Annotated in this window: 23 protein-coding genes; 4 read left to right on the forward strand and 19 right to left on the reverse strand. The window is 56.7% G+C overall.

The window, feature by feature from the left end:
- Positions 1–123: 123 nt before the first annotated feature.
- Positions 124–1,065 (forward strand): AraC family transcriptional regulator, encoded by a 942-nt coding sequence (locus tag ACIPR4_RS11790; RefSeq protein WP_245536318.1) that lies wholly within the window; start codon positions 124–126, stop codon positions 1,063–1,065.
- A gap of 517 nt (positions 1,066–1,582) precedes the next feature.
- On the opposite strand, the gene ACIPR4_RS11795 is transcribed toward ACIPR4_RS11790, so the two are convergent.
- The 3 genes from ACIPR4_RS11795 to ACIPR4_RS11805 all read right to left on the reverse strand — a co-directional run bounded on the left by ACIPR4_RS11795 (position 1,583) and on the right by ACIPR4_RS11805 (position 4,570).
- On the reverse strand, positions 1,583–3,172 hold the full coding sequence (locus tag ACIPR4_RS11795; protein WP_013568889.1) for a ParB/RepB/Spo0J family partition protein: 1,590 nt from the start codon (positions 3,170–3,172) through the stop codon (positions 1,583–1,585).
- 88 nt (positions 3,173–3,260) lie between these two features.
- A complete protein-coding gene (locus tag ACIPR4_RS11800; RefSeq protein WP_013568890.1) occupies positions 3,261–3,677 on the reverse strand; it encodes a DUF6908 domain-containing protein in 417 nt (138 codons plus the stop codon).
- Positions 3,677–4,570: an ArdC family protein gene (locus ACIPR4_RS11805; RefSeq protein ID WP_013568891.1), complete on the reverse strand. Its 894-nt coding sequence runs from the start codon at positions 4,568–4,570 to the stop codon at positions 3,677–3,679. Before ACIPR4_RS11805 ends, ACIPR4_RS11800 begins: the two co-directional genes overlap by 1 nt.
- A gap of 507 nt (positions 4,571–5,077) precedes the next feature.
- Here ACIPR4_RS11805 and ACIPR4_RS11815 point away from each other — a divergent pair.
- Complete coding sequence (locus ACIPR4_RS11815) at positions 5,078–8,047, forward strand: TrlF family AAA-like ATPase (RefSeq protein WP_013568892.1); 2,970 nt, start codon at positions 5,078–5,080, stop codon at positions 8,045–8,047.
- A 54-nt stretch (positions 8,048–8,101) separates the two neighbouring features.
- Here the strand turns inward: ACIPR4_RS11815 and ACIPR4_RS11820 are convergent, their stop codons facing one another.
- The 13 genes from ACIPR4_RS11820 to ACIPR4_RS11880 all read right to left on the reverse strand — a co-directional run bounded on the left by ACIPR4_RS11820 (position 8,102) and on the right by ACIPR4_RS11880 (position 20,509).
- Positions 8,102–8,962 (reverse strand): nucleoside triphosphate pyrophosphohydrolase family protein, encoded by an 861-nt coding sequence (locus tag ACIPR4_RS11820; RefSeq protein ID WP_187290168.1) that lies wholly within the window; start codon positions 8,960–8,962, stop codon positions 8,102–8,104.
- A 19-nt stretch (positions 8,963–8,981) separates the two neighbouring features.
- Entirely contained in the window at positions 8,982–9,716 is a 735-nt protein-coding gene (locus ACIPR4_RS11825) for a thymidylate synthase family protein (protein ID WP_013568894.1), read from the reverse strand.
- Positions 9,709–10,548 carry an ImmA/IrrE family metallo-endopeptidase gene (locus tag ACIPR4_RS11830; protein ID WP_013568895.1) on the reverse strand — a complete coding sequence of 280 codons (840 nt, stop codon included), beginning with the start codon at positions 10,546–10,548 and terminating at the stop codon, positions 9,709–9,711. Before ACIPR4_RS11830 ends, ACIPR4_RS11825 begins: the two co-directional genes overlap by 8 nt.
- A gap of 6 nt (positions 10,549–10,554) precedes the next feature.
- Complete coding sequence (locus ACIPR4_RS11835) at positions 10,555–10,878, reverse strand: helix-turn-helix domain-containing protein (RefSeq protein WP_013568896.1); 324 nt, start codon at positions 10,876–10,878, stop codon at positions 10,555–10,557.
- Positions 10,871–11,173, reverse strand: coding sequence for a phosphopantetheine-binding protein (locus ACIPR4_RS11840; RefSeq protein WP_013568897.1), 303 nt, complete (start codon positions 11,171–11,173; stop codon positions 10,871–10,873). Before ACIPR4_RS11840 ends, ACIPR4_RS11835 begins: the two co-directional genes overlap by 8 nt.
- Before the next feature lie 95 nt (positions 11,174–11,268).
- Positions 11,269–11,829 (reverse strand): DUF1643 domain-containing protein, encoded by a 561-nt coding sequence (locus tag ACIPR4_RS11845; RefSeq protein ID WP_013568898.1) that lies wholly within the window; start codon positions 11,827–11,829, stop codon positions 11,269–11,271.
- 112 nt (positions 11,830–11,941) lie between these two features.
- A complete protein-coding gene (gene mobF / locus ACIPR4_RS11850) occupies positions 11,942–14,728 on the reverse strand; it encodes a MobF family relaxase (protein WP_013568899.1) in 2,787 nt (928 codons plus the stop codon).
- A 9-nt stretch (positions 14,729–14,737) separates the two neighbouring features.
- The gene (locus tag ACIPR4_RS11855) at positions 14,738–16,732 is read right to left on the reverse strand and encodes a type IV secretion system DNA-binding domain-containing protein (RefSeq protein ID WP_013568900.1); all 1,995 of its coding nucleotides are present in this window, start codon (positions 16,730–16,732) and stop codon (positions 14,738–14,740) included.
- Positions 16,733–16,736: 4 nt separating this feature from the next.
- The gene (locus ACIPR4_RS22745) at positions 16,737–17,114 is read right to left on the reverse strand and encodes a hypothetical protein (protein ID WP_013568901.1); all 378 of its coding nucleotides are present in this window, start codon (positions 17,112–17,114) and stop codon (positions 16,737–16,739) included.
- Positions 17,115–17,313: 199 nt separating this feature from the next.
- Positions 17,314–17,640 carry a hypothetical protein gene (locus ACIPR4_RS11865; protein WP_013568902.1) on the reverse strand — a complete coding sequence of 109 codons (327 nt, stop codon included), beginning with the start codon at positions 17,638–17,640 and terminating at the stop codon, positions 17,314–17,316.
- A 23-nt stretch (positions 17,641–17,663) separates the two neighbouring features.
- Entirely contained in the window at positions 17,664–18,614 is a 951-nt protein-coding gene (locus tag ACIPR4_RS11870; protein ID WP_013568903.1) for a RepB family DNA primase, read from the reverse strand.
- 88 nt (positions 18,615–18,702) lie between these two features.
- Entirely contained in the window at positions 18,703–19,074 is a 372-nt protein-coding gene (locus tag ACIPR4_RS11875; RefSeq protein ID WP_013568904.1) for a single-stranded DNA-binding protein, read from the reverse strand.
- Positions 19,075–19,528: 454 nt separating this feature from the next.
- The gene (locus tag ACIPR4_RS11880; RefSeq protein WP_013568905.1) at positions 19,529–20,509 is read right to left on the reverse strand and encodes a TadA family conjugal transfer-associated ATPase; all 981 of its coding nucleotides are present in this window, start codon (positions 20,507–20,509) and stop codon (positions 19,529–19,531) included.
- 83 nt (positions 20,510–20,592) lie between these two features.
- On the opposite strand from ACIPR4_RS11880, the gene ACIPR4_RS11885 reads away from it, so the two are divergent.
- Positions 20,593–20,943, forward strand: coding sequence for a type II toxin-antitoxin system RelE/ParE family toxin (locus tag ACIPR4_RS11885; RefSeq protein WP_013568906.1), 351 nt, complete (start codon positions 20,593–20,595; stop codon positions 20,941–20,943).
- A 42-nt stretch (positions 20,944–20,985) separates the two neighbouring features.
- Positions 20,986–21,300, forward strand: coding sequence for a helix-turn-helix domain-containing protein (locus ACIPR4_RS11890; RefSeq protein WP_013568907.1), 315 nt, complete (start codon positions 20,986–20,988; stop codon positions 21,298–21,300).
- 116 nt (positions 21,301–21,416) lie between these two features.
- Here ACIPR4_RS11890 and ACIPR4_RS11895 read toward each other — a convergent pair whose 3' ends face one another.
- The 3 genes from ACIPR4_RS11895 to ACIPR4_RS11910 all read right to left on the reverse strand — a co-directional run bounded on the left by ACIPR4_RS11895 (position 21,417) and on the right by ACIPR4_RS11910 (position 23,579).
- Positions 21,417–22,202 carry a VirB8/TrbF family protein gene (locus ACIPR4_RS11895; protein WP_013568908.1) on the reverse strand — a complete coding sequence of 262 codons (786 nt, stop codon included), beginning with the start codon at positions 22,200–22,202 and terminating at the stop codon, positions 21,417–21,419.
- A gap of 165 nt (positions 22,203–22,367) precedes the next feature.
- Positions 22,368–23,285 carry a type IV secretion system protein gene (locus tag ACIPR4_RS11905; protein ID WP_013568910.1) on the reverse strand — a complete coding sequence of 306 codons (918 nt, stop codon included), beginning with the start codon at positions 23,283–23,285 and terminating at the stop codon, positions 22,368–22,370.
- A 24-nt stretch (positions 23,286–23,309) separates the two neighbouring features.
- Positions 23,310–23,579, reverse strand: coding sequence for a hypothetical protein (locus ACIPR4_RS11910; RefSeq protein WP_013568911.1), 270 nt, complete (start codon positions 23,577–23,579; stop codon positions 23,310–23,312).
- Positions 23,580–23,581 lie beyond the last annotated feature (2 nt).

The raw sequence follows: 23,581 nt of genomic DNA on the forward strand, positions 1-23,581 counted from the left end.
AGAGAGAAGTCAGAATACTTGCTTACCCGATCCTGCCGATTGTTTGCCTGATTCTCTATGGACTCGAACTTTGTGACAAAACAAATTAGGCTGAATGTGGAAGGGATTTCGATGCAAGCAGGGGTGAAAAACGTTGTACCTATCGACTCCGCAGTGCTCACTGCGAGGCGGGCCCTCGCGCGTCGTATCGCCGGGGTTACGGGCCACGCCGGGGAGCACACGACGGCCATCCCCGGAGTAGTGCTCTATCACCGGGACGAGCCGACCCCCTGCTATCGAGCCTCATACGAGCCGAGCCTGAGCATCTTCGTGCAGGGGCAAAAGCACATCATCCTTGGTGAGACCGAATACGTGTGCGATTCGTCCTCGTTCCTTTTGTCATCGATCGACGTGCCCGCTCAGAGTCAGATCGTAGAGGCCACTGAGAAATCGCCTTTGCTGGTCATGTTCATGCGTTTCGACATGCCTATGGTTCGAGAAGTTCTCAGCCGTGATCTTCCGGAACTCAAGAGCGATACGCATCGGCAGGGTCTGGCCGTCGGTGAAACGACCCTGGGATTACTCAGTGCGTGCGATAGGCTCCTCGACCTTCTGGAGACACCGGAAGACATACCTTTCCTCGGACCACTGCTACAACGCGAAATCATCTACAGGCTCTTGAAGACGCCGCAAGCAGGTCGCCTGCGAGCTATCGCGACAAGCGGCGATCTGACACAACGAACCGCCCGAGCAATCTCTTGGTTGCGTGCTAATTTCACCAAGCCGCTTCATGTAGAAGAACTGGCTGACACAGCACGCATGGGCGTCTCGACGCTTCATCATCAGTTCCGCGCGCTAACCTCAATGAGCCCTCTGCAATATCAAAAGATGCTTCGGCTTCAGACTGCGAGAGAACGCATGTTGATGGACGGTCTGGATGCGACGACAGCTGCGTACGAGGTCGGGTATGAAAGCATTAGCCAATTCAGCCGAGAGTACCGCCGTTGCTTCGGACTGCCTCCGATCCGCGATATACGCGCCTTGAAATCGAGTGGGAGGGTAACGGATGCGGGGAGCGCGTTATGACCTTCGTCGCGAGATGCTATTGCCGCGCGTCTCTGACGCAGGCGCAGCAGAGGGAAGATGCAGAGAGAGTGTGAGGCTGCTACCCAGTTCGATCATGCGCTGGTGGTATCGGAAGATCCTCGTGTTGCCACTGAAGAGCTTCGCTTTTGCTTTCTTAACAGGAAGCTGGTTGTTTTTCTGGAAAGCAATTTGCTCAGTTGACCTTCAAATCCCAAGAAGCGCTCATCTCGTCAAGAATGATCCTGGATTGATGCGAAATAGCAAATGCGCTCACCGACGTGAAGATTGCTTCCGAGAAGCCGACATTCGGGTAGACGAGCGCCGCAGGCAATAGAGGGAAAGAATGCAAGGAGGAGGAACTTGACTCCTTGCCGCGCAGCCGGCGGGCGAAAGGCCGGAAGGAAGCTGGAAATGGGTGCAGGGAGAAACCAGCCAGGTGTCTCCCTGCCGCCGTTTTGCGGCGTACACAACGCAAGCGAAGGGCGGCGGTTCGCCGCCGCCCTTGTGACTGCCGCAGCTAAGCAGCTTTCTTCGCGACCTTGGCGGCTGGTTGCGCTGCCTTCTTCGCTTTCTCTTTCGCCGCGAACTCCTGCTTAACCTTGAGAGCGATGGCGTTGGTATCCACCTTGTACACGGTTGCGGCTTCGTGAAGCACCTGAGCGGGGTTATGCCGAGTGCTCATGTTGAGGATGGTGGTTTCGACCAAGATACTGCCCAACACGCTCTCCTCAGCGCGACGGAGATAGGCGGCAAATAGCTTCCCGAGAGAGTCGGTGTGTTTGGCCTTCTTGATGCCGTACCTTCGGGCGACGATGGACAGGCGGTTTTCGTCCAGCAAAGAAGCAAGCCGCTCGGCAACGAAGAGCAAGTCACGTTTCATCAACCGCACCGGAACGGCTTCCGCGATGGCGGCAAGGGTACGGATGCCAGTGGTGTTGGCAATCGCAACCTCCCTACGCTGCCGCTCCTCCTGCGCCTTCGCCTTGGGGTCATCCGCGACCTTTTGCGAACGTGCCTTGGGGTGATGCACCGGGCAGGTTGGCTCCGTGCATACCTTGCGAATCTCGCCCTTGTCGATGCCTTCGGACACGATAGCTTCGGTGGTGTACGTGCACGTCTTGAACTCCGGTCGGGTCGCCTCTTCTTTGCTGGTGGGCTTATCGGGACGGACTTCGACGTACTTGTTGCGCGGCAAGGTTGCGCTGCCTTCCTTCTGCTGTCCATAGGCTGTGCTGATTTGCACGAGCTCGGGCTTAGCCGCAAGGGACTTGGCAACATGAGCATCGACCTTCCCCTGATAGCAAGTGGGGTCGGTGCAAGCGTCCTGCTTGCCCATATCCAGAAACAGGAGCTTGTTGTGTCCTGTTCGCTTGGGGCAGTCGAGGCAACTGCCCGCCGCTGGCACAAGTTGCGCATCGCGTTTGTCGAACGGCGCAAGTTTGAGGATAAGCAGAATATTCGTCTCAATCCAGAAATGCAGACTGCGAACGGGGAGCAAGATGCGTTTGGCCTTCCGTCCACCCGCGCTCCAATCCTCTTTGAAGCAAGCGGCGAGTGCCTGTTCCTGCTGCGCGGGTTGGAGCTTCGCCAGCAAGAGCGCATGGCCGACGCCGATCTCGTCGCGGTAGAACGCATCCACGACGTTCTGCGTTAGCTCGGTCAACTTGAGCCGAGTCGCCACATACACCGGACTCTTGCCCGTCTTAGCGGCAAGCTGCTCGATGCTGTACTTTGGCTCTTCCAAGTTGAGGAGCGCACGGAAGCCCTGCGCCTCTTCCAGCGGGTGAACATCGCGACGCTGAAGGTTTTCCACCAACTGCGCCTCCAATGCTTCGGCGTCGGTGAGATGCTTGATGCGGACGGGGATGGTGGCAACTTCGGCCATCCGCGCGGCGCGGTAACGCCGTGCACCGAAGACGATCTCAAAGCCCTGTTCGGTGAGAGGCCGCACGAGCAAGGGCGAGAGAACGCCCTGGATGCGGATGCTCTCGGCAAGCTCTTTCAGGGCATCGTCCTCGAAGGTGCGGCGCGGGTTGGTGGTGGATTCGGTAAGCATGGCGAGGGGAAGGTCGCGGTACTCGGAGGCGTTGACGATAGCGGTGTTCATGGTGATGGCTCCTTTTGAGCGGTTGCGCTGCATGGGGGTTGTGGAGCGGTCGCGCTGCCTTGTGTCCGCTCCGTGGAGGGAGAACGGTTTAGGCGCGTGGGGTCTGTTGCTTTGCAAAGGCTTCCGCGAAGCCCTGCAAGCGCAGGTTGTTGTCCCACTGCTTGGCGAATCGCTCGTGCTGATCGTGCAAGCTGGTGAGGTACACGTAGTGGTCGCGGACGATGGTGCGGCTCCACTGCTCCACCCCGAGGTAGTCATTGCGGTAATAGAAAGGGTTCAGGTGCGCCCCTCCCGCAAGGCCAAGCTCGAAACACATCTCCGGGTCGCGCATGAGGTCGCCGTTCCGTTCGCCGTAGTGACAGACAGAGAGGACGGGAAGCCCACACGGGCCGGATTCGTCAGTCGCCTCGATCACCAACGCCATATAGGGCGGGTTCTCGATCTTGAGGGATAAGCCGTGGTGCCACCCTCCGGCCTGTTTGAGGATTGCGAGGATGGTTTTCATTACGCCACCCGTGCCAGTTCTGCATCGGGCATCGTCTCTTCGACTACGGACGATTCCAACGCGGCAAGGATGACAGCGGAGGTCTGCTGGATGACTTCAAGCGATTCGGCCAGTAACGATGCGTTGCCGTGGTACAGGTGGATATAGTCAGCGGATGCGCTGCCCGTCTCCAGCCCTACGGCTTTGCCGATGACAAACGCGATAGCTTCCGCCTCCGTCTCACGTACCGTCTTGGTGGTTGCCGTGCGCCGTTCGGCCTTGTGCAACATCTCATGTGCGAGCTCGTGAACAAGCGTCGAAAACTCCTCGGCCTTCGACTGTCCGGGGAGGATGGCGATGCGTCCGCCGTAGCTCATGCCAAGCGCGGGCGCGATGCGCTCGGTAAAGACAAGCTCGATGCCCTGACGCTTGATGAAGGAAACAAGGCGGTCGCGGTTCTCCCCTACATCGCCGCTAATCTCGCGCATGGCCGGAAGCTTTGCACCTTCGGTCTGCGTGACATCGAAGACATACGCCGAACGAAAGCCAACCAATACAGGCACATTCTGTTTGGTGATGTCCTTCTCGGCCTCTTCCTTCTTCTTGCGCTGGATGCCGACGATGGGGGCAAGGATGCGGATGCCTTTCTCGCCCTTCTTCACGGAGCGGCCTAGCTCCTTCCACTTCCAGAACCCGGCTACTCTGGTCGCGTCGGGCTTCTGCCGTGCAATCTCCAGAATGTTTCCAAGGCTGTAGTTATGAAATCGGCTCATCGCGTTCAGATAAGCCGTGAGTGCATCGCTGTGTCCCGCCTCTAGCTGCTCGATGAGGCTTTGGACGTTGGCGGCGATTACTTCTTTCGCCGTCTTGGGCTGCTGCTGGTCGGTGTTGTTGGTGGTGGCTGTGCTGCTCATGGTGTTGTCTCCTTTGCGGTTGCTTTTGCTTTTCATGCCATGCGTGGCATGTACCTACATGCCGAACGCCTCCTGGCGAAGGCGGGGCGGCAAGGCGCAAGGGGAGGGGTATCTCCCATCCGGAGCAAAGCGGAGGACGAGCGAAGCGAAGGTCTGCACAAGCGCAGCGCGGAAGACTGTTGGGAAACCCCTTGCGCCGCGCCAGGGCAGCGCCCTCAGCGAAGGTTTGGTTGCCTTATCCGTGCGCATTAGCGCACATGAATTTCAGGGTCGCGTTGCGGCAGGAACAGGCCGCTGTGGTGGGTGGCGGAAGACGCGTGCGGCTGGAGACAGGCGAGGAGCGTAGCTCCTCCCTCAAGCTGCGTTTATGAACAAACAAGACTGGAGAGAGTCGTTGAATCTTGTTGTTCGGGAATCCGAATGAGGGAGACTACACTGTTTCACTACGCATTAATTCTTCTGGAAAGACCTTCGGATCGGCTTACGCGAAGGGAGCGATTGCAAACGATGATTGATCGCGGTTCAGAGTGGAGACGTTGGGAGCCTCATATCCATGCTCCCGGCACTGTGTTGAACAATCAGTTTGGCGGCTCCGATCCATGGGAGACCTACCTTCAAACGCTCGAAGCTCTCACGCCCAAGATCGAAGCGATTGGCGTAACTGACTACTACATCACGGAAACTTACGAAGAGGTTGTTCGACACCATCGACTGGGACGCCTTCCAAATGTTCAGCTCATTTTTCCAAACGTGGAGATGCGTCTCGACGTAGCAGCCCGGACTGGATTCGTAAATGTGCATTTAGTGGTGAGCCCCGAAGATCCGAATCACCTGACGGAACTGCGACGCATCCTAAGCCGGCTACAGTTCAACGCGCATGGAGACCGCTACGACTGTACGCGGGAGGAACTGATTCGACTGGGACGACGGGCCGATCCGTCGATTGCGGATGACAGCGCCGCGCTTCGTCATGGCGCCACGCAGTTCAAGGTCAATTTCGCGCGGCTGAAAGATATTCTAGGAGAGAGCGACTGGGCGAAGCACAACATCGTCGTTGCGGTCGCAGGCGGAGCCGATGACGGCACGTCTGGCGTCCGGCAAGCTGCGGACGCAACGATCCGTCAGGAGATCGAACGGTTCGCCCATGTGATCTTTTCGAGCAGTGCCGCACAGCGGGAGTTCTGGCTTGGCCTACGGATAAAAACTGTAGAAGAGTTACGTAAGGACTACAACGGATGTAAGCCGTGTCTACATGGCAGTGATGCACATGATGCGACCTTGGTCGGGCAACCTATGCTGGATCGGTTCTCGTGGATCAAGGGAGCGCTCACCTTCGATGCACTGAGACAGGCTTGCATTGACCCAGATGGTAGAGCCTATGTCGGAAGCGCTCCCCCGCTCCATGCACTCCCGTCGCAAGTGGTTTCTGAAGTAACACTCACGGATGCTCCATGGGCAACTACGCCGACGATACCGTTGAATCCCGGTCTGGTCGCGATCATCGGTGCTCGTGGGTCTGGAAAAACAGCTCTTGCAGACATGATTGCGGCTGGCTGCGATGCAATCACTGGATGGAGCGGAGACGCGAATGTAAGTCCATCTTTTCTAGTACGCGCTCGTCCGCTCTTGGATCAAGCAAAAGTGAGGCTGACGTGGGGTGGAGGCGACACAGTTTCGCGCTGTCTGGATGGTAGCGATGCGAACGGGCCGTTCTCGTATCCACGAGCGCGTTATCTTTCGCAACAGTTTGTTGAGGAGCTGTGTTCTTCGCAAGGTGCTTCGGAAGGGCTGATTCAGGAAGTCGAACGAGTTATCTTCGAGGCACACCGCGAGGACCAGCGTGACGGGGCAACGGATTTCCAAGAGCTACTTCAAAGTCGGACGATGCGCTTTCAGCAGGCGCAGCGTCGCGAAGTGGAAGCGATAGCCGCCATCTCCGACCGAATTGCCGTTGAACTGGAAAAGGAAAGTGTAGTCGCTGGGCTGGTGCTACAAACGGGACAGAAACGCGAGTTGATTAAAAACTATACCGCTGACCTTGCGAAACTGATCGTCAAAGGATCGGAAGCACAGGCCAACCGGCATGCACAATTGAACCAGGTTGCGCAGGGGCTAACGACGAAAATCCAGAACTTTCAGAACCAACGTCGCATCTTCCTTACGCTCCAGGATGAAGTAACCAACATGCGGTCGGCGAAGTCCCCCGAGATGTTGCGGCAAGTCCAGGCCCGGTATCCCACCAGTGGCCTGAGTGCGCCGCAGTGGGACGACTTTCTTCTTATCTATAAGGGAGATGTCGATAAGGCACTGGCCGGATACATTACTTGGGCAGAGCAAGAGGTAGCCAAATTACAGGGCGTCCTGCCACCGCCCGGTGACCCGAATGCGCCCTTGATTGCTGATACCGACGACTTATCGACGGTGCAGTTAGCGCGGCTTAAAGCCGAAATGACTCGGCTGGAGGCGATCATCGGGGCTGATGTGGCAGTGCGACAGCAATACACCGCCTTGTCGGGTCGTATCTCTCAGGAAACCACCTTGCTGAAGACCTTGGAAGAGAAGTTGACGGATGCTCAAGCTGCGGCGGGACGCCGGAAGACGCTACAAACGGAGCGTGAAGCCTCGTATGGCCAAGTCATCGGAGCGATCATCAGTGAACAGGCAGAGTTGACGACCTTGTATGCGCCGCTGCTGACCCGTTTGCGGAGTTCGTCAGGAACACTGCGCAAGCTCGGCTTCGCGGTCACCCGTCTCGTGGATGCGGGCGCCTGGGGTGAATTTGCCGAAGAAAAGCTCATTGACCGTCGGAAGAGCGGACCGTTCAGCGGGCGTGGGTCGCTCATCAAGCTCGCCGATGCAGAGTTGAAGCCAGCTTGGGAAAGAGGGGATGCCTCCCAGATTCAAGCGGCAATGAACACCTTTGTTACGAAGTATTGGAAGGACTTTCTCGCGCATGCCCCCTATGCGCCAGCGCAAAAGATTGAGTATCGCGCGTGGCTCAAGCAGTTTGCGCATTGGCTGTATAGCACAGACCACATCAGTGTTCGCTACGAGATCGAGTACGACAGAGTAGATATCCGCAAACTATCTCCAGGAACGCGGGGCATTGTCTTGTTGTTGCTATATCTGGCCCTGGATGAGGGGGACGACAGACCCCTTATCATCGACCAACCAGAGGAAAATCTCGATCCCAAGTCCGTCTTCGATGAGTTGGTCGGCTTGTTTGTTGAGGCCAAGAGGAAGCGCCAAGTCATCATCGTCACACACAATGCGAACCTTGTGGTCAACACCGATGCGGATCAAATCATCATTGCCGATGCAGGTCCACATCCGGCGGGTGGATTACCTCCGATCACCTATATCGCTGGGGGCTTGGAAGATGGAGCAATTCGTAAGTCGGTCTGTGACATCCTCGAAGGCGGCGAGATGGCATTCCGGGAGCGGGCCCGGCGTCTTCGGGTGCGCCTTGAACGCTAGTTAATTGGGTTCGGCTTGGTATCTCGCAACGGACGAAGATCCGCTAAGGTGCGTCTATCGGTCCGGTGTAATCTGCAGTTCGGTTACAGAGAACTCCACACTACGGGTATCTCTGTCGAAGCGAACCCAGCCGCCACCGTGTGTTTGTACTTTGCGCCAGATTTCGAACGTCTTCAGTATCGTCTGTTCCCACTCGTAAAGGGAACGCTTTCCTACTTCAAACGATGACGTGAGTTCGTGACATAGATCGAGTAACTGCCAATCGAGTACCTTGATCTCATCCAGATAGGTGTGACGAGTTGCATACGCGAACACAAGTGCCACTAAGGCTTCGTCGATGACGATGGCACGTCCGCCGTCCTCGACCTCGTCAGTCTCTTTGTCGCTCTTCCGCTTACGTTTCAGCAGCGCTCGCACAACGGGTGACCAACCTAAGAGGGCGACGCAGGTCATATGGAAGATGTCGTGGAAGCGATACCCGTCGGGGACATAGGAATTGTCGTTAAGCTTCGCACCGAGTCTCTCACCGTTGATCAACACTTCAACCTTCGAGATATCATCCTCCACCGAGGCTACGAACTGGGCAGTGAACTTGCGCGGAAGCTGTTCGTTCGGAGGAAAATGCTCATCGAAATCGACCCAGTCATCCTCGCCTGTTGGCAGCCAGCGTGATGTGGTCTTCTCAATATTTTGCACAGCTATTTCATGAAGCGAGAGCCCTTCGAGACTCGCAATAGCGGTGAGATACCACAAGATGTCTCCGAGCTCTTCCTTTACCCTGTCCTGGAATCCGGTGAAGCGATCACCATCGCGAAGCCGCTTCTTGTATAGGGTATGGATGGAGCCTGTTTCGCCAGCCAACCCGTAGAGCGCGACTGTGAGTGGGTTGTGTGATCCGAGCCTGTTTGTATCCATAGCTCGCTTCTGGTAGTCCTCAAAGCGCATCGATGTCTCCCTTGAACGGCAGGATCAAGTTCGGTTTGTCCAGCTTTGCAACAAGTGCAACACAAGTGAGCGCGGTCAGCTCAAGCCCCATTTCTCTGGCCATAAATTGGCCAAGATTGAGCAGACCCAGGTAATTACCGTAGGCCCGCGCCCAAAGATAGTGCATGGGATAGAGCGCCGAGATGCGCAGACCATTGTCACCTTCAGGCAGGAAGGCGACCTGCTGCATACACGGAAAACCTTGAAACGGCGTTGCATTCAGATCGACTGACGGTGCCAGGATGGCACACTGGAGCGCGGACCTCCTTTTGGTGCCTCCGCGATATGCAGAGATTACGAAATCCAGTTGATTGAAAGCTCCGTTCCCTGGATGAGGGTATGCAATGAGGCGCTGAAAATAAGTTCCCCGCCGGTTCTGTTGGATCGCATTAATCCGCGGCCAGACTCGCAAGTATCGCTCGAAGAACTTGTGACGAGGCTCATCGGGTTTTATGAGCGACGAGGGGAAGATGGTATTCGCCACGGTCGCCACCGAAAAATTCCCGTTGCTCTCCAACGCTTCGTCGAGCTTGCTCCGGATTGGCCCGTCCTCAACAGGTACTCCGCCCGCGAGGTTCTCCAGATTGACGACAAGGGTCGAGACTTCCTTGCGTGGACTCGCATTCGCGAGCGCGATGGCACGAAGCCACGCTCGCGACAGGGATTGTTCAGTAATCTCAGGCATCAATCGGTTCCTCAAGATATCGATATTGATACATCCCAACATAGTCGGTCTTTGCGATGTTGAGATTGACGGTGGCGCTCCCGAAGACGGTTGCGGATATCTGGCCGACGCTGGTCGCAATGGCGCACCCGTCACCTATGTCGAAATGATCCAAGGATGGAGACACGAGACCTGTCACCACATCCCCAACTTGAAGATGCACATTCGCCCCGTTCCACCAGCCGGCTAGAGGCCATAGTTCTTTGCGACCGGTCCACGATACGGACGGAACCTGTCTCCGCTTGATCTGCTGGGGACTCTTCAAGGTGAGTTGATGAAGCTGAGCGCTGTCGATGAGTCCAAGTGTCCAACGCGTATGCTGGATCAGGGTCGTATAGCCGACACCTAGCCATGAGGCCACGGCATAGTATTGTTCCGGATTGGCATCAGCCGGTGTCATGCCCAAACTCCGAAACCCGCTCAGGACGGCCCGCTTCGGCATGAGCAGGTGGCGCGCGAACGTGTCGGCCATCGTCTCTTCCGTCGAATTACTCTCCATGTCCTCGATCTTCTCGTCGAGATGCGCTCCGTGGCCGAGCAGAAAGTGTCCGAGTTCGTGAGCTGCCGTGAAGTGCTGGTGACCAGAAGGCCGAAGGGCCGAGATATTAATCGAGCCGAGAAGGCCGTCGTTCAAGTACAGACCGTCGAGAGTGGAGATATTGGTGAAGCGAAGCGCCAAGCCGTACTTGGAGATCAGCTCATACACATCGCACGGTGAATCCAGAGAAAATCCGAAGCGCTGTCGTGCTGACAACGCACGACGGGCCACCTCGGTCTTGAGCTTCGTGAGCATATTGGTTTACTCGCGTCGGAAAGAATCTATGACTCGCATTACGGTTTCAAGGTCTTTAGCTTTGAGCGATTCCAGGTTTCTTGCTGCCATTTTCAATTGTTCGTTCGACTGCACGGGCTCTCCTAGAAGCCATGCGGTGGACACGTGGTACAGAGAAGCGAAGTTCTTGAGCTCACCGGCAGAGACTTTGCGACCCTCGGTTTCGATCTCGGAAATTGCCGGGCGATGAAGCCCTAGCAGCTTGGCAGCCTGCGCTTGTGAAAGCCCTGCATCCTCCCGCGCTTGCCGGAGCCTCTGGCCGAGCCCTGGAAGATCGGTATTTTCAGGCATGTTGTTTTCCTCCCTTCTGGAGTGTTGCCCATATCGCTGATGCGGTTTCCTGAATCGAGCGGAACTTCTTGGGTTTTACGTCGACGTAGAAGATGTCATCCTCAACATGAATTCCGGTCTCCTCTTCCAGTTCTGTGAGGATTTCGAGTGCCGACAGACTATCGAAGCCCTTAATGTCTTTGAACGGGACAGTCTTCGATTCCACAACTTCTGCTGGCGTTTCAGGATTACCTTCCTTGATGAGTTTGATCAGAAGAGCTTCGATATCCGCCGTCGAATTGATCGCGATTTGCATTGTCCGAAAATCCTTCCGTGATGTAGGAAAATCGTACCATCGAGGATGCAAAGAGTCAAACGGTATTTCGCCGTTCCGTGCAGTAGGTTCGTTTTCTAAATCACGAAGGGCTCTGCTTCGCCGTTGATGTACAAAGGATGCCTTGGGGAGCCATCAGCATTGAGCTTCAGGGCATGAAGTTTATGCCCATTGCCTCGCAACAGTGCGCATACGTCGAGGCCCCTCTGCCGCAGGGCTCGGTGGGGCTGGCCATAGGCAATAATGATTCTGCTCACGCGATAAGCCGTGGCCAAGATATGCCTATCGTTTTCAGGCCCGACAGGATCAGGCGCGGCTAGAAGGTCGCGCGGATCGGTTGCTCGATAAGCGAAGGTGTTCGTCACATAAAGGCTGCCACCACCCCATTTTCGAGCGAAGGCTTGGCATCGTGCCACCGTAGGGTCATCGACAGAGGTGTCTGCCGTAGAGGGATTCATCATCAGGAACATGAACGCGGGAAGATGAATATTCCAAGTGCGTCGCAAGACGTAGCGGTATTGCTTTTGGTCGCCGCCGAATAAGGCCGCTCCTCTGACACCGAGGGCGAGCGAACGACGGACTTTGCCGCCTGGATCGTGCTGCACTGTGCGTTCCTCGAAGAATGTACGTTGTGGCATCGTTTCTCGATTTGATCCTTTAGTTTACGGGAAATTCTAGCCATCCGGGATCTCGGTCGACTCGGCAGAAGTGTCGCTCTTGATACCCTGAATAGCCCAGAACAGACTTAGGTCAGATTGCCAAACCAAGCCCAGGACCGGAATTGTTCGTGATGATCTTTCCTTGCTCTTTAAGAGCGCTCGGAACAGGAGGTTGTGCGCGTAGGACGTCCAGTGCCGAGGTCTTCGACGCATCGTGGCTCAAAGTCCGCGCGAGATTAACAGCATCGTTGGTGTAGATATGCGCATTGTGCGAGGCGCGAGAGACAGATACATATGCAAACCTGCTGTTTATCAATTCGGGATGAACGCCAGTATCCATGTTCACCAGCACGCGTTCTGAAGTGAGGCCCTGTGAGCTATGCGAAGTCACGGCGTAGCCATGATCGAAGTGCCGCATCTCGTTCGCATCGAAGCGCACAACTCTGTCTTTCGTGCCATCCATCCGGACGTTGAACTTTCGGTCGTCTCCGATGCTCTGGATGGTGCCGAGATCTCGATTGGCAACCTGCAAGTCCCTTTGAGGAGCCGTGAATTGGATTTTGTCTCCAATAGAAAATTCACGCTCGATCTGGCGGTAAGCGGCGATGCCACGCAACCGTGCCGGGTCGTAGCTCACTTGTTGGCCGTCTTCTTTCCGCACGGTAACAAGGTTTTCAGCCGGATTCGTCGTGACGACCTGGGCATAGCTTTTGGCCTCGATGCCATGCTCTTTGCTGCCGCGAACGTAATGGAGAACGTCCCCGGGCTGATAGCGTGCAGCCCACTCGCGGTCGGCTCCGGTCATATCGTTGCGCGGTATAAGCACGCGCATGGAATGGTCTTTGCCGTCCACGACGCCAAGGGTCTGCAACTTCTGCCGCACCGCCTGGTTGATGGCGCGGCGCGAGGCGTTGTCGGGTGAGACGATAAGTGTGTTTTCAGGATGCGAGGCATACTCTTTCGCGATGGCCGCGACACGTTGCTCCGGGTCAACGATTTCGGTAATGCGTCCCTGCTGCGAAAGCATCTCGACACCGAGAGCGGTTTCATTGTTGGACAGATGCTCGACGGCTTTCAGCAGTCCAGCGTCCTTCTGGCGCATGATCTGGTCAAGCTGCGCGGTTCTCATGCCCGCCTCTTGCAACTGCTCGAAGGGCTTGCCCGCATCGACACCCTGATGCTGGCGCGTGTCGCCAATCAGCAGAACCTTATCCTGCGGAGCAATCTTATTCAGGAAGTCGCGCATCTGTTGCGTCGATGCCAGAGAGGATTCATCAACCATATAAAGGTGCTTATTTGCGGGATCGCTGGCGGCCTGCAGACCGCCGCCCGCGAGGAAACGCTGCAAGGTGTCAGCCCTAAGACCAGCGTCACGGAGCTGCTTCGCAGCACGCGATGTCGGTGCAAAACCTTCGACGGCGTAGCCATTCTGCTCGGCTCCTTCGCGTATGATCGCCAAAACTGAGGTCTTACCCGATCCGGCCCGCCCCTGTAGTCCTTGCACCCGGTCATACGATGTAAGAACTTCCTCGACAACTCTCTTTTGAGCGGGATTGAAATGAGGGCGCGAGTCCACGAGCGGGACTGCGCTCTCAATCGCCATGATCTGCGGCGCTCGGCTCCGTCCGTCCTGAACCTTCTGAACGATTTCATTTTCAGCCTTGATGGTCGCCGCGGTGGTGAACCTGCGCCCGGCATCATGCGCGTTTGCGAGAACTGCTTTGAACTCGCCGGAGGCAACACGCGCCTCGAAGCTGGCGCGGACCTCCGGATAGGTCATCTCGCCCATGCCTCGACGCAACGCATCCACGTAGAGAGCACGTTCGTCTACGACGGCCTCACGCTCGAACCCTTTATCGCGGGCGAAGGTGACAGCCTCCCGTACTTGCTGGTGCCTTTCGTTTGGAAGGCGCTCTTGTGTCTGTTCCATCCGCCGCTGCCGCGCCTCGGCCACAACCCTGTCCGCCTGGTTGCCGAACTCGTCGGCAATCTGTTTATGCGCGGCCAGGACTTCATCGGGAGACAGGATGACCTTCTTATCGCGGGTGTTGTGTGCCGCGATCTGCGCGGCCTCCGGGCCGGTGAAACCACTGCGGCTTAGCGCCTCTTCGATCTGCTGGCGGCGTGGGCTGGATGCCTCAAGGTAGTCCGCTGTGTAGCCCCTTATGTCTGGTGCGCCGCTCTTGCCCGCTTCGATTTCATAACCGAGATCGCGCAACTTGTACGTGAGGTGGGATTGATAGACGGCAGTAGCGAACTGCTGGCTTTCAAACAGAGAATGCGGCTGCAAGGCTCGCATATTGCCGCTGTCGCGTTCTGTCATATTGAACACGACGACATGGGTGTGGAGCTGAGGAGCAGCGTAGCCATCTACCGGGCGGGCGGTGTCATGCTCGAACTTTGCGGCCGCAAGCTTTCCGGTCGTCTCGGCAGGATTGTTGCCGCCGATGCGGGCCTGCGTATACCGCTCCAACTCATTCAAAGCCACGTTTACGGCTTCACGGTGTGCTTCGCGCACGCGGTCATCGCCCCCGACAAGCGCGGTAAGAGAGATGGACTTCGGGGCGGAAAAGGTAGCGTCCCATCCGGCACGGTGCTCGACGGGAGATACCACTTTCCCATCCGCGTTCTTGTATTCATGAACGACGTGATGCGAAACCAACTGCTTGCCGGTCTCCGGGTGCTGGCCTTCGGATAGACGGGTAAACTCCGCTGCGCCTACGGGTCCCGACAAACCAAATTCATCGGCCAGCTTTCCATGCCATTCACCCTGTATGGTGTCGCCTTGCTTCCAGTAGTTCTGCTCGGCGGCGGTGAACTCCTTGGCGTGGTAGGTCTGTGCCTGGCTGGCGGAGAGTGGCTTCGAGATATTCAGCATGGCGTCACCTCAACCGTGCGTAATCACATTCTGTTCTTCGTGCTCAGCCGGGACAGCGGAAATCTCCGGCTCGATCGCTTCCGAGGCAACAGGCTCGATGGGTGCCGGAGCGGATGCTTCTGGTTCCTGTTTCAATTCCGTGAGCGGCCTGTGACTTCGCACGGTTTTCGGGTCGTAAGGCAGCTTGTCGTCCTTGCGCTCGCGTAGCTCGAAAGGCTTGGCAATCTCGGGCATATCGAAGTACGGGAATGAAAAGAAGGTCACGTAGTTCTGATATTTCATGAAGGCATGAAGATCCGGCAGGCCGGAAATTTCCGACTCCAACACAAGCGGCTCAACCTGCCGCTCGATGGTGAAGTTATGACCGGCTCGTGTGCCGTCGAAGTGCGTCTCGCGTAGACGCTCGATCTCGACCTTGCCGATGAATTTCGACACCCATTCGCCTGCATTCGGTTCTTTCGTCGTCAGCCAGACACTGGTCGCAGGCTGCGACAGCATCACCTCGGCCAGATGCCCATACAGGTACTCCAACTGAGCTTTGCCCTGGAAGCCAAGCACGACCGGGTTCTGGCCCTTTCTGCCTTCGGTGATCGCGGTATGAAGCTGGGGCAACTTCTGCAAGCTGGCCAGCTCGTCGATCACAAACCAGACACGCTTCTGGTCTTTGGTCGGCTCATTCAACAGCCGTAAAACAAGCCAGTCAATCCACAGACTTTGCAATGGTCGGAGAGCTTCGCGCTCGGCTGGAAGCGAGGTAATAAAAACCCAACCCTGCCGCTTCTCGGCCCACTCGGTTGCCGTCCATGCGCCATTGCCTTCCTCTCTCTTTGGAAGCAAACGTAAGCTGTCCGCCACGAGACCGAGAGAGCCGAGAACACCCGCACGCTGTTGATGGGCTCGCGGGTCGATCAGGTGGGCATGTTCTGTACCCTGGAGCCTGCGGTCTATCTCATCGGGATTCGACATCCACTGCACCAGCTCGTCCGGCGTCGGCCCATAGGCCATCAGGAAGGCAAAGATTTTCTGCGGCGACTCTATAAAGAATTCGCCCTTCCGATCCTGCGGCGGCTGGAAGAGAGATGCGGCGAGGGCCTTTGCTTCAGAGCGGCTGCGCAGCTCCTCGGCTGGCCCCCAATAGGGGCAGCGTTTGTCCAGAGGATTCAGGATCACGTCACCCCGCGATGGATCGTAGAACCGCTTCACGAACTCGCGTGCCGGGTCATACACGATGGCCGAATCGTCCCGCCCACGGACCTGACGGAGCACCTGAAATAGCATCGCGGACTTGCCCGCGCCGGTGTCCCCGATGATCTGCATGTGCTGTGCTTCGGCCTTTGCAGGAATCCGAATCATCTCTTTCATGCCATCGCTTTTGAAGCCAATGCCCGTACCCTTGACGGTCCGATTGAACTCCTGCGGCGTGAGCCGTTCCGGACCTTTCAGTCGCCGCCCGTACTTCAATTCTTTTTGCCGCTTCACGTCCATCGTGACGGCGAACGGCAGGAGTACCAGAAAGAGGCCCGCGCCACAAAGTAGCGGAGCTTTCAAGAGGGTGGACAGGTCGTTACCTTTATAGATAGACACCTTGAGGTAGTCGCACAACCGGGCGTCCACGTAGCTTCGTACCGGGCCGCGAAAGAGCAAGTCGTCACCATGCTGGAGCGCAACCGAAGAAAGGGCCAGAGGGATGATTCGGCCTTCAAGCTCCACGGTCTTGCCACGCACTACATCATCATTAATGGCTGGGCTCGGCTTGATGCCACGTCCGGCCAGAAAGAGCATCCGGTATTGGCTGCGGTGCGTGCGGCTAAATGATCCGAAGATGGAAGTACGAACATAAACCGGCGTGTAGAACCGCTGCAAGGGCGTACCAATCAACCGCAGGCGGCCATACACAGACAGAAGCGTTAGAACGATGGCGGCGAAGATCGCGCCATAGGTATAGATGGGCCGGTTCTGTGGCCAGATGATTGTTTCTTTGCGTCCCCACGTAGTCTTTGCCATTGCCTTATCTCCTTCCTTCGGCCAGGAGTTTTCCGGCCATTTCGTGTTTCAAATTGCTGATCTGGTCGAGCAGTTTGTCGAAGGCTTCGACCGGCATGCTCTGTCCTGCGGCGAGCGGTCGCAGAACATTCACGAGCAGAAGACGGACACCCAAAACCTCAGTCAGCGTGTGATCGTTGACGCCGCTCTCGTTCTCTGTTCGGCCCAACTCAGCTAGAATGAGGTCGCGGATAAACTCGCCGGGCGTTTTCCCAATCTCCCGGCAATGCTTATCGAGCGCCGCAAGCTCCTCTGTGTTGAGCTTTGTTCCAGCAGTCTTGAGGCGATAGCCAGCGCGCTTGACGGCTTTCTCTGCGAGTTTCGTTTCATCTAGTAGGATCATCGAAAGTTCCTCGGAAGGTCAGAGCGCCCGAAGCGCCCCAAGGCGCTTCGAAGCGCTCTGCGCGTCGTAAGTCTTTTGTTTGCCGTCGTAGTACCAGAGCGCCTTATAGCGCTCCAGCACGAACCTGTAAGGGGTGGAGTGTCAAGATACTCCCGGTGCGTAGCACCGCTTTGGTACTGCCAGGGATGTTGATGGAGGATCATGCCTTTGATCCCGCCACAACTGCCGGTGTTTGGGTTGTCGAAGATGCAGCAGAAACCGACTTCTTTATGGATGGTTCAGCAGCATCATTGGCAGTGGCGCGACGAACACGAAGCGTCGGCGTAATCCGCTGTGCTTCCGGCGACTTCAGGAACTCCTGAAAGTCGCGGTCTTTAGAGAACACATAAGCGAGCGCCTGCTCCACGACATCATCGGCTGATGCACGGATGAAAGCGGCATACTGATCGACCTGAGTAGCGGTCGTATCAGTAAGCCGAATGGAGGCACTAAGACGACGGGTTTGGGTGACTTCTAGCAGTGGCATTGCATTCTCCTTCGGGTGTGAAATCAGGCGGACTTGTTATGGGCAATCATGCGTTGTGCCGTGACTGCAATCTCCCGCGCACGAGCGAAGCAAAGCGCGGCGGGAAGCTCGGAGCGACGGCGGGATTCGAGCATCGTAATCACGTCCTCAATGCCGACGCCTTCGATGAGCCAAAGCCGAGCCGAAGCAACATCGACGGTGCGCTGGGCGTAGTACAGAGGGTTGGGTTTATCGGAGCGCCGCGAAGCCAACTCCCGTGTCAGCTTCACGGCATCTTTGCCGTTGGCAAGCTCATGGGAAACCCACGCCCAATCGCTCTCCGAATTGCTGTGCTTTCCGAGTGACCTGTGCGAAGGAATTTCCTGAGCGAAAAGCATGGCATCGACAGCGCCCGTATCAATCTCGAAGTCATTGGGAGTCCAGATGGAATCGTCGGGATATTCGACCGTGACTCGGTACGCTGGATAGTACTTCCGATTCAGGAAACCGGGGATGCGGAGAACACGGTTGCAATCCGTGCAAGCCGGATCGCCGCCGAAGGCAATGGCGAGCAGCTTGAGAGTCTGTTCCTGCTGGGAGAAGTGGAAGTCTTCGACCCTCCAAAGCACCTGATATTTCCCGGGCGACGTGGAGAGAACCGAGGTGGGCGGCGGCACCATATCCGATGTACGGAGCACAGCGAGTCGGGCATCCCCGTCCGTGTCAATGTCGAGGTACAGATGCCGGACGGAAGCGATGCACTCTTTGGTCCGCTTCCGGCTACCGGGGCGCAAAGGATTGGCAGCAACATAGATATTGTTGCGACCATGCTGGTTCTCATAAGAGAGCCACGCCATATACCGGGTCTCCAAAACCCGCTCCAACCGCACGACTCGTTGCATGGGAGCAGCGGCGTCCTGCCTGCGTAGCAGGATCGCGATGGTCTCTTCCGGGGCGAAACAACGTCTGAGGAAGCTGACGGCAATTTGACTCATCGTGGCACCCCCTTGCGAGCGTGATCGTGCGAGGCTTTAGCAGAAGAGAAGCCCGGCTTTCACCGGGCTTCTGCATGAAGAAAATGGCCTATGCGGCCACGTCCTCTTCAGTGATCTCATCGAACTCTTCCTCGGCGGCAACCCGCTCTGCGCGGTCGAGCTTGAGGATGGAAGTCACCCGGATCGTGTCGGTCTGCACGCCCTTGTATTCCGAGTGCTGAATCTTGCCCTCGATTTGGATGTGAGCGCCCTTCTTGAGCTTGCCTGCGAACTCGGCCAGCTTGCCGAAGACGATGAGGTTATGCCACTCGGTGCGCTCGTTGTACTTGCCGGTCTCTTTGTCCTTATAGGACTCCTTGGTTGCAAGGGAAAGCGTGGTGAACGGTTTGTTGTTTTTGCCGGTGCGAACGACTGCATCGCCGCCGAGGAAGCCCATGAGGATTGCTTTGTTCAGGTACATGATTGTGTCTCCGTTTTGAAATTCCCGATCTGCTCGGGTCACACCTGGCGGAGCCTAGCGAGTGGGTCCGACTCCCAAGGCCGAAGTTCTGCATTTACGGAGGGTCCGTCGAAGACGGAAACCGTAACCGAAGGCGGCGCAAGCCGAAGCAGAAGAACGAGCCTGCCGCCGGGCGTCGGTAAGACCCCGAAGCCGTGACCGTGCAGAAAGCGGGATACCTATGGGAGACACCCGCCTGAACAATCCTCTTCACTCGCTTTCTGGTGATGCTATGCACTGGCAAGAGCGGTTCACTCATTCTCACCAAGAGCTGCGCAAAGAGCCGCAAGTCCCCCCGAAAACCGAACGTCTTCAGGCTGCTCGTGCCATACGCGGGCGCATACCTTCCAATTGAACGATTCAGCTCCGGGTTGTGGGCGTGAAGTACCATAACGATTCCGGTTCCATCCGCGTCTCATGCTGCCGCTGCCGCAGAGGAAGCGCGGTAGATGTCCTCTGTCTCGAAGGACTGGTCTACATGGCTGTACCCCTTCACGGCAATAAGCTCGCGTACCCTGCGTCGACCCGCATGATCGCGCTCGCAGTACAGTACAAAGTCGATGGCCTCGGCCGTCTCCGAACGAATGAAAGAGTGGTTGAGATTGGCCCGCGCACTCAGGGCCAAATCGGACAGCCGATTGAGGGCATCCCATGCGGACTTTGCATGGATGGTCGAAAGCGTTCCGCCATGCCCTGTATTCATGGCTTGCAACAGGTCGTAGCCGCATTCGTCGCGTATCTCGCCCATGATGATGCGGTCGGGACGATGGCGCAGAGCGGCGGCGACAAGCTGGCTCGGAGTCACCGCAACCTGGCCGGGGATGGCCTCGACTGCTTCCCACCGAACCGCGTTCGGATGCGTTATCTTTAGCTCGGCTGGCTGCTCGATCACAATGAGCCGTTCCCGCAATGGCACATGGTCCAGCAGGGCTTTCATCAAAGTTGTCTTCCCACTGCCAGTTCCGCCGCTGATAATGCCGTTCTTCCGCTCTCCAATGAACCCCACGACCGCATCCCGAATCTCCTCTGGCAAACTTCCCGATGCAATCAACTCCTCCGACGTAAACCAGCGATTGAATTTGCGCACGGTTAACGTAGGGCCATTGATGGAAGATGGCGAGCCGACGACGGCGACGCGGGAGCCGTCCGGCAGGCGGGTATTCAGGATGGGATTCTGGCTGGTGAGGTCTTGCCCAAGCAGGCGGGCAACCCGCTCAATTGCAGCCTGTAAGCGGTCGTTCGTATACGGCGTGGAGAGCGCAATATGCTCGACCACACCGTCACGATCCGCGTAGACGCCGGTTGTCCCATTAATCATCAAATCCGAGATTGATGGGTCAAGCAGAAGCGCCCGCAACTCTTCGGGAAAGAACGGCAATATCAGCTCGAAGCTCACCGAACCACCACCCAATCCTTGCTTGCTGCCGCAACGGAGGATATGAGCTTGACGTTATATGAGCCACACCTCATAATATCTTCATGGCTTACGAGGTTCGCGCAACGCCTGAGTTTCGGGAATGGATGCTGACCCTCACTCTGGAAGAACGAGAATCGTTCGATACAGCCGTAAATCTTCTTAGGGAAAAAGGCCCAGTTCTTGCACGGCCCTACGTCGATACCGTCAAGGGATCGGCCTTTCCTAATATGAAGGAGCTGCGCACCGCGCACGACAAGCATCTGGCGCTTCGCGCATTCTTTGCCTTCGATCCGAAACGTTCCGCCATCCTGCTCATCGGTGGCGACAAGCATGGGCGGCGCGGCTTTTACGAGAAGTTGATTCGCAAAGCTGATGAACTCTACCGCGAACACCTGCACACGCTGAAGAAGTAAACGGAAACCTGCCTCTGCATCCGGCACACGAGAAAGGACACTATGGCAAACAAGACCCTCTCCTACGACAGCATCGCCAACGAGCTGATGACTCCGGCCAGCCGTGCCCGCGCAAAAAAGCGCGCCAACGCCATCCTCAAACGCATGACGCTCGATGAACTGCGCAAGGACCGTAAGATGACTCAGGGAAAACTCGCGGTCGCTATGAAGATGGAGCAAAGCGAAGTTTCCCGCCTCGAAAAGCGGGCCGAAGTCAAACTCGGAACACTGCGTAACTATGTCAGCGCTCTTGGCGGATACATCGAAATTCGCGCCGTCTTCCCAGATAAAAACGTTGAAATCGCGCTCGCCGAATAGCGCAGCCTTGAAAGGCTGCCTCAAGACACATCCACCCACGTAAGCGCAGGCCACCAGCCTCCGCTGGCAGGCCCGCGCGAGGGATGTTCGACGCACCTCGATTGACGCCTGAAGTCTCACCGCGCCGCTCCGTTTGCCGTGGCTGCGGCGGCTCCGGGAGCAGTTGGGTCAACGGAGACACGGTTCTCGTGGAACTCTGTAATGGTCAATCCCAGTGGATTGATGAACTCATATTGTGGGTAGACTTTGGCCTGGTCACTCACCTGTTTGGGATTCAGGTAGTACGTCAGACTGAGCATCCAATGCTCCGTCCTCGGCTCCCGCGAGTGACTCGGGGAGTAGAGCTTGTCCAAACTCAGTAGGGCCGTACCGCGTGCCATGACAGCGCCCTGCACGGTCTCCTGCGACATGGATGTGATGGTGACGTTCTTCACCTCCACGTCGCTCTGCTCGATCTGCCCGCCAACGACCTGTGAGACAAGGCGGTTCTGGTTGTCTTCGGTCATTAACTGGGAGGCAAGATTGCCGGACAGAAAGTAGTAGTTGAGCGGATATTTTTTGGCGATGGTGTCGCGGCTGACGCTATATCGGTAGTTCGCCCAATCCATCAGATATGTCCGAACTTCGCCCTCACGCGGGCTGTAATTCAGGTCGCTGTATTGGATGGCCTGCGCACGGTACATCTCGTCGATGCGAACGTACCGGTTCACTACGGGGCGATGGGCAAGTGACCAGCTCGACCACATCGCCCCACAAAGCAGAACGGTTTCGCAGGCGAGGATGAGACGGTAGGCTTTGCGTTCGGCATAGTGTGAGGCATAGACCTCGTTGCCGATCTGATCCGTAAGCAGGACTTGCCCCGGCGTCAAGGATGTATCAATGGGGACTGTGGGTGTGGACATGGGGAGAATGGCTCCTTTGCTCTACTGCCTGAAAGATCATGTAGGTGTAGATAGCTCCGGCGACAACAGAACCGACGAGGATAAGGACAATCGCCAATCTGACGATTCGCAGGCGCAATATGCGACGGATGAACATGACTTGTAGTGCGAAGTCGAACATGGGCCTTATCCTCCTCCTGACATTCCTAGCGATGCAGCCGTGCCAGCAACTTTCGTGATGCTTTCAGCCATTCCCGCCGCACCACCGAAGATGGCTTGAGTCATGCTCGGAATGAAGAGCATGTTCACAATGAACGCGACAAACACCATGATGCACGGGATCAGGTTCGCAAGCCACATCTCCATCGAATAATTTCCATTGAAGGTCTGTTGGATAAAGGCGTTCATAAAGCCGCCCCACACGAAGATGAACGCAGCGGCAACGGCGCGGATCATCGCAAAGCTAATGAGTACGTCGAGGAAGTGAAAGAACTTTGCTCGAAATGTCTTGGTCATCAGCAAAGGGATGAAGATAGGACCGAATAGCGCGGTAACGCCATAAAGGATGAAAGCGCTGCAATTAATCACGAACAGGATCGCCGACGCGATGCCGAGAAGCCCTTGCACGACGAAGTAGCAAAGGATCTGAACTGGAGCCATAAGCGACGGCATCGCGGTATTGTCGCCAGCGGTTTTCAAAAGCTGGAGGAGATTGTCCAGGGAGTTTTGATCGAAGGCGGCAACCATAGCCTGAGCGATGTAGCTGAAGAAGTGATTGATGCCGAAGCTCGCGCCGGGGAACGGATTAACCCAATAGTTTTCCAGTAGGCAGCAGATGATGAGCCGAAGAAGGAAGTTGACCAAATCACCTGCATGGACAGGCTGGGCATGAAAACGAAAGGTCATGCTGGTGGTATTCCAGTTGATGACCAGACTGATAAGCGTAAAGAGAGAGATGCAAGCCAGCTCCGTGAGTCCAAGCTGCGTCAACGCCCCACCGTTCTGGGTGGTGAGGTTGGTCAGATTGTTGGTGAACTGGTACAGCCAATCGACGCCCGAACTTGCGCTTGGAAGCGCCAGCGCTAATAGAGCCACGGAAACCATATCGCTACTCTCCCTCGGTTACGGTTAGGGGATGTACTTCTGCCAGGTCTTACCTTCATGAGCGGCGGCGGAGTTATGTTTCTTCTTGTCTGCCTCTACGCGCTGCCGAAACGCTTCATCCTCCGCCTTACGTTGCTCGGCTTCCTTCTGTTGTTGCTGAAGAATGGCCTCAGCTTTGGTGGCGGCAGCGGCGGCTTTCGCCGCCTCATGCCGCTGGTATGTCAGTACGCCTCCGATAGTCGTCAGAGCTGCAAGAATGGCGAGGAGGATTTTGGTGTTGATCGCTTTCAACATCG

The sequence above is a fragment of the Terriglobus saanensis SP1PR4 genome, assembly GCF_000179915.2.
Lineage (GTDB): Bacteria > Acidobacteriota > Terriglobia > Terriglobales > Acidobacteriaceae > Terriglobus > Terriglobus saanensis.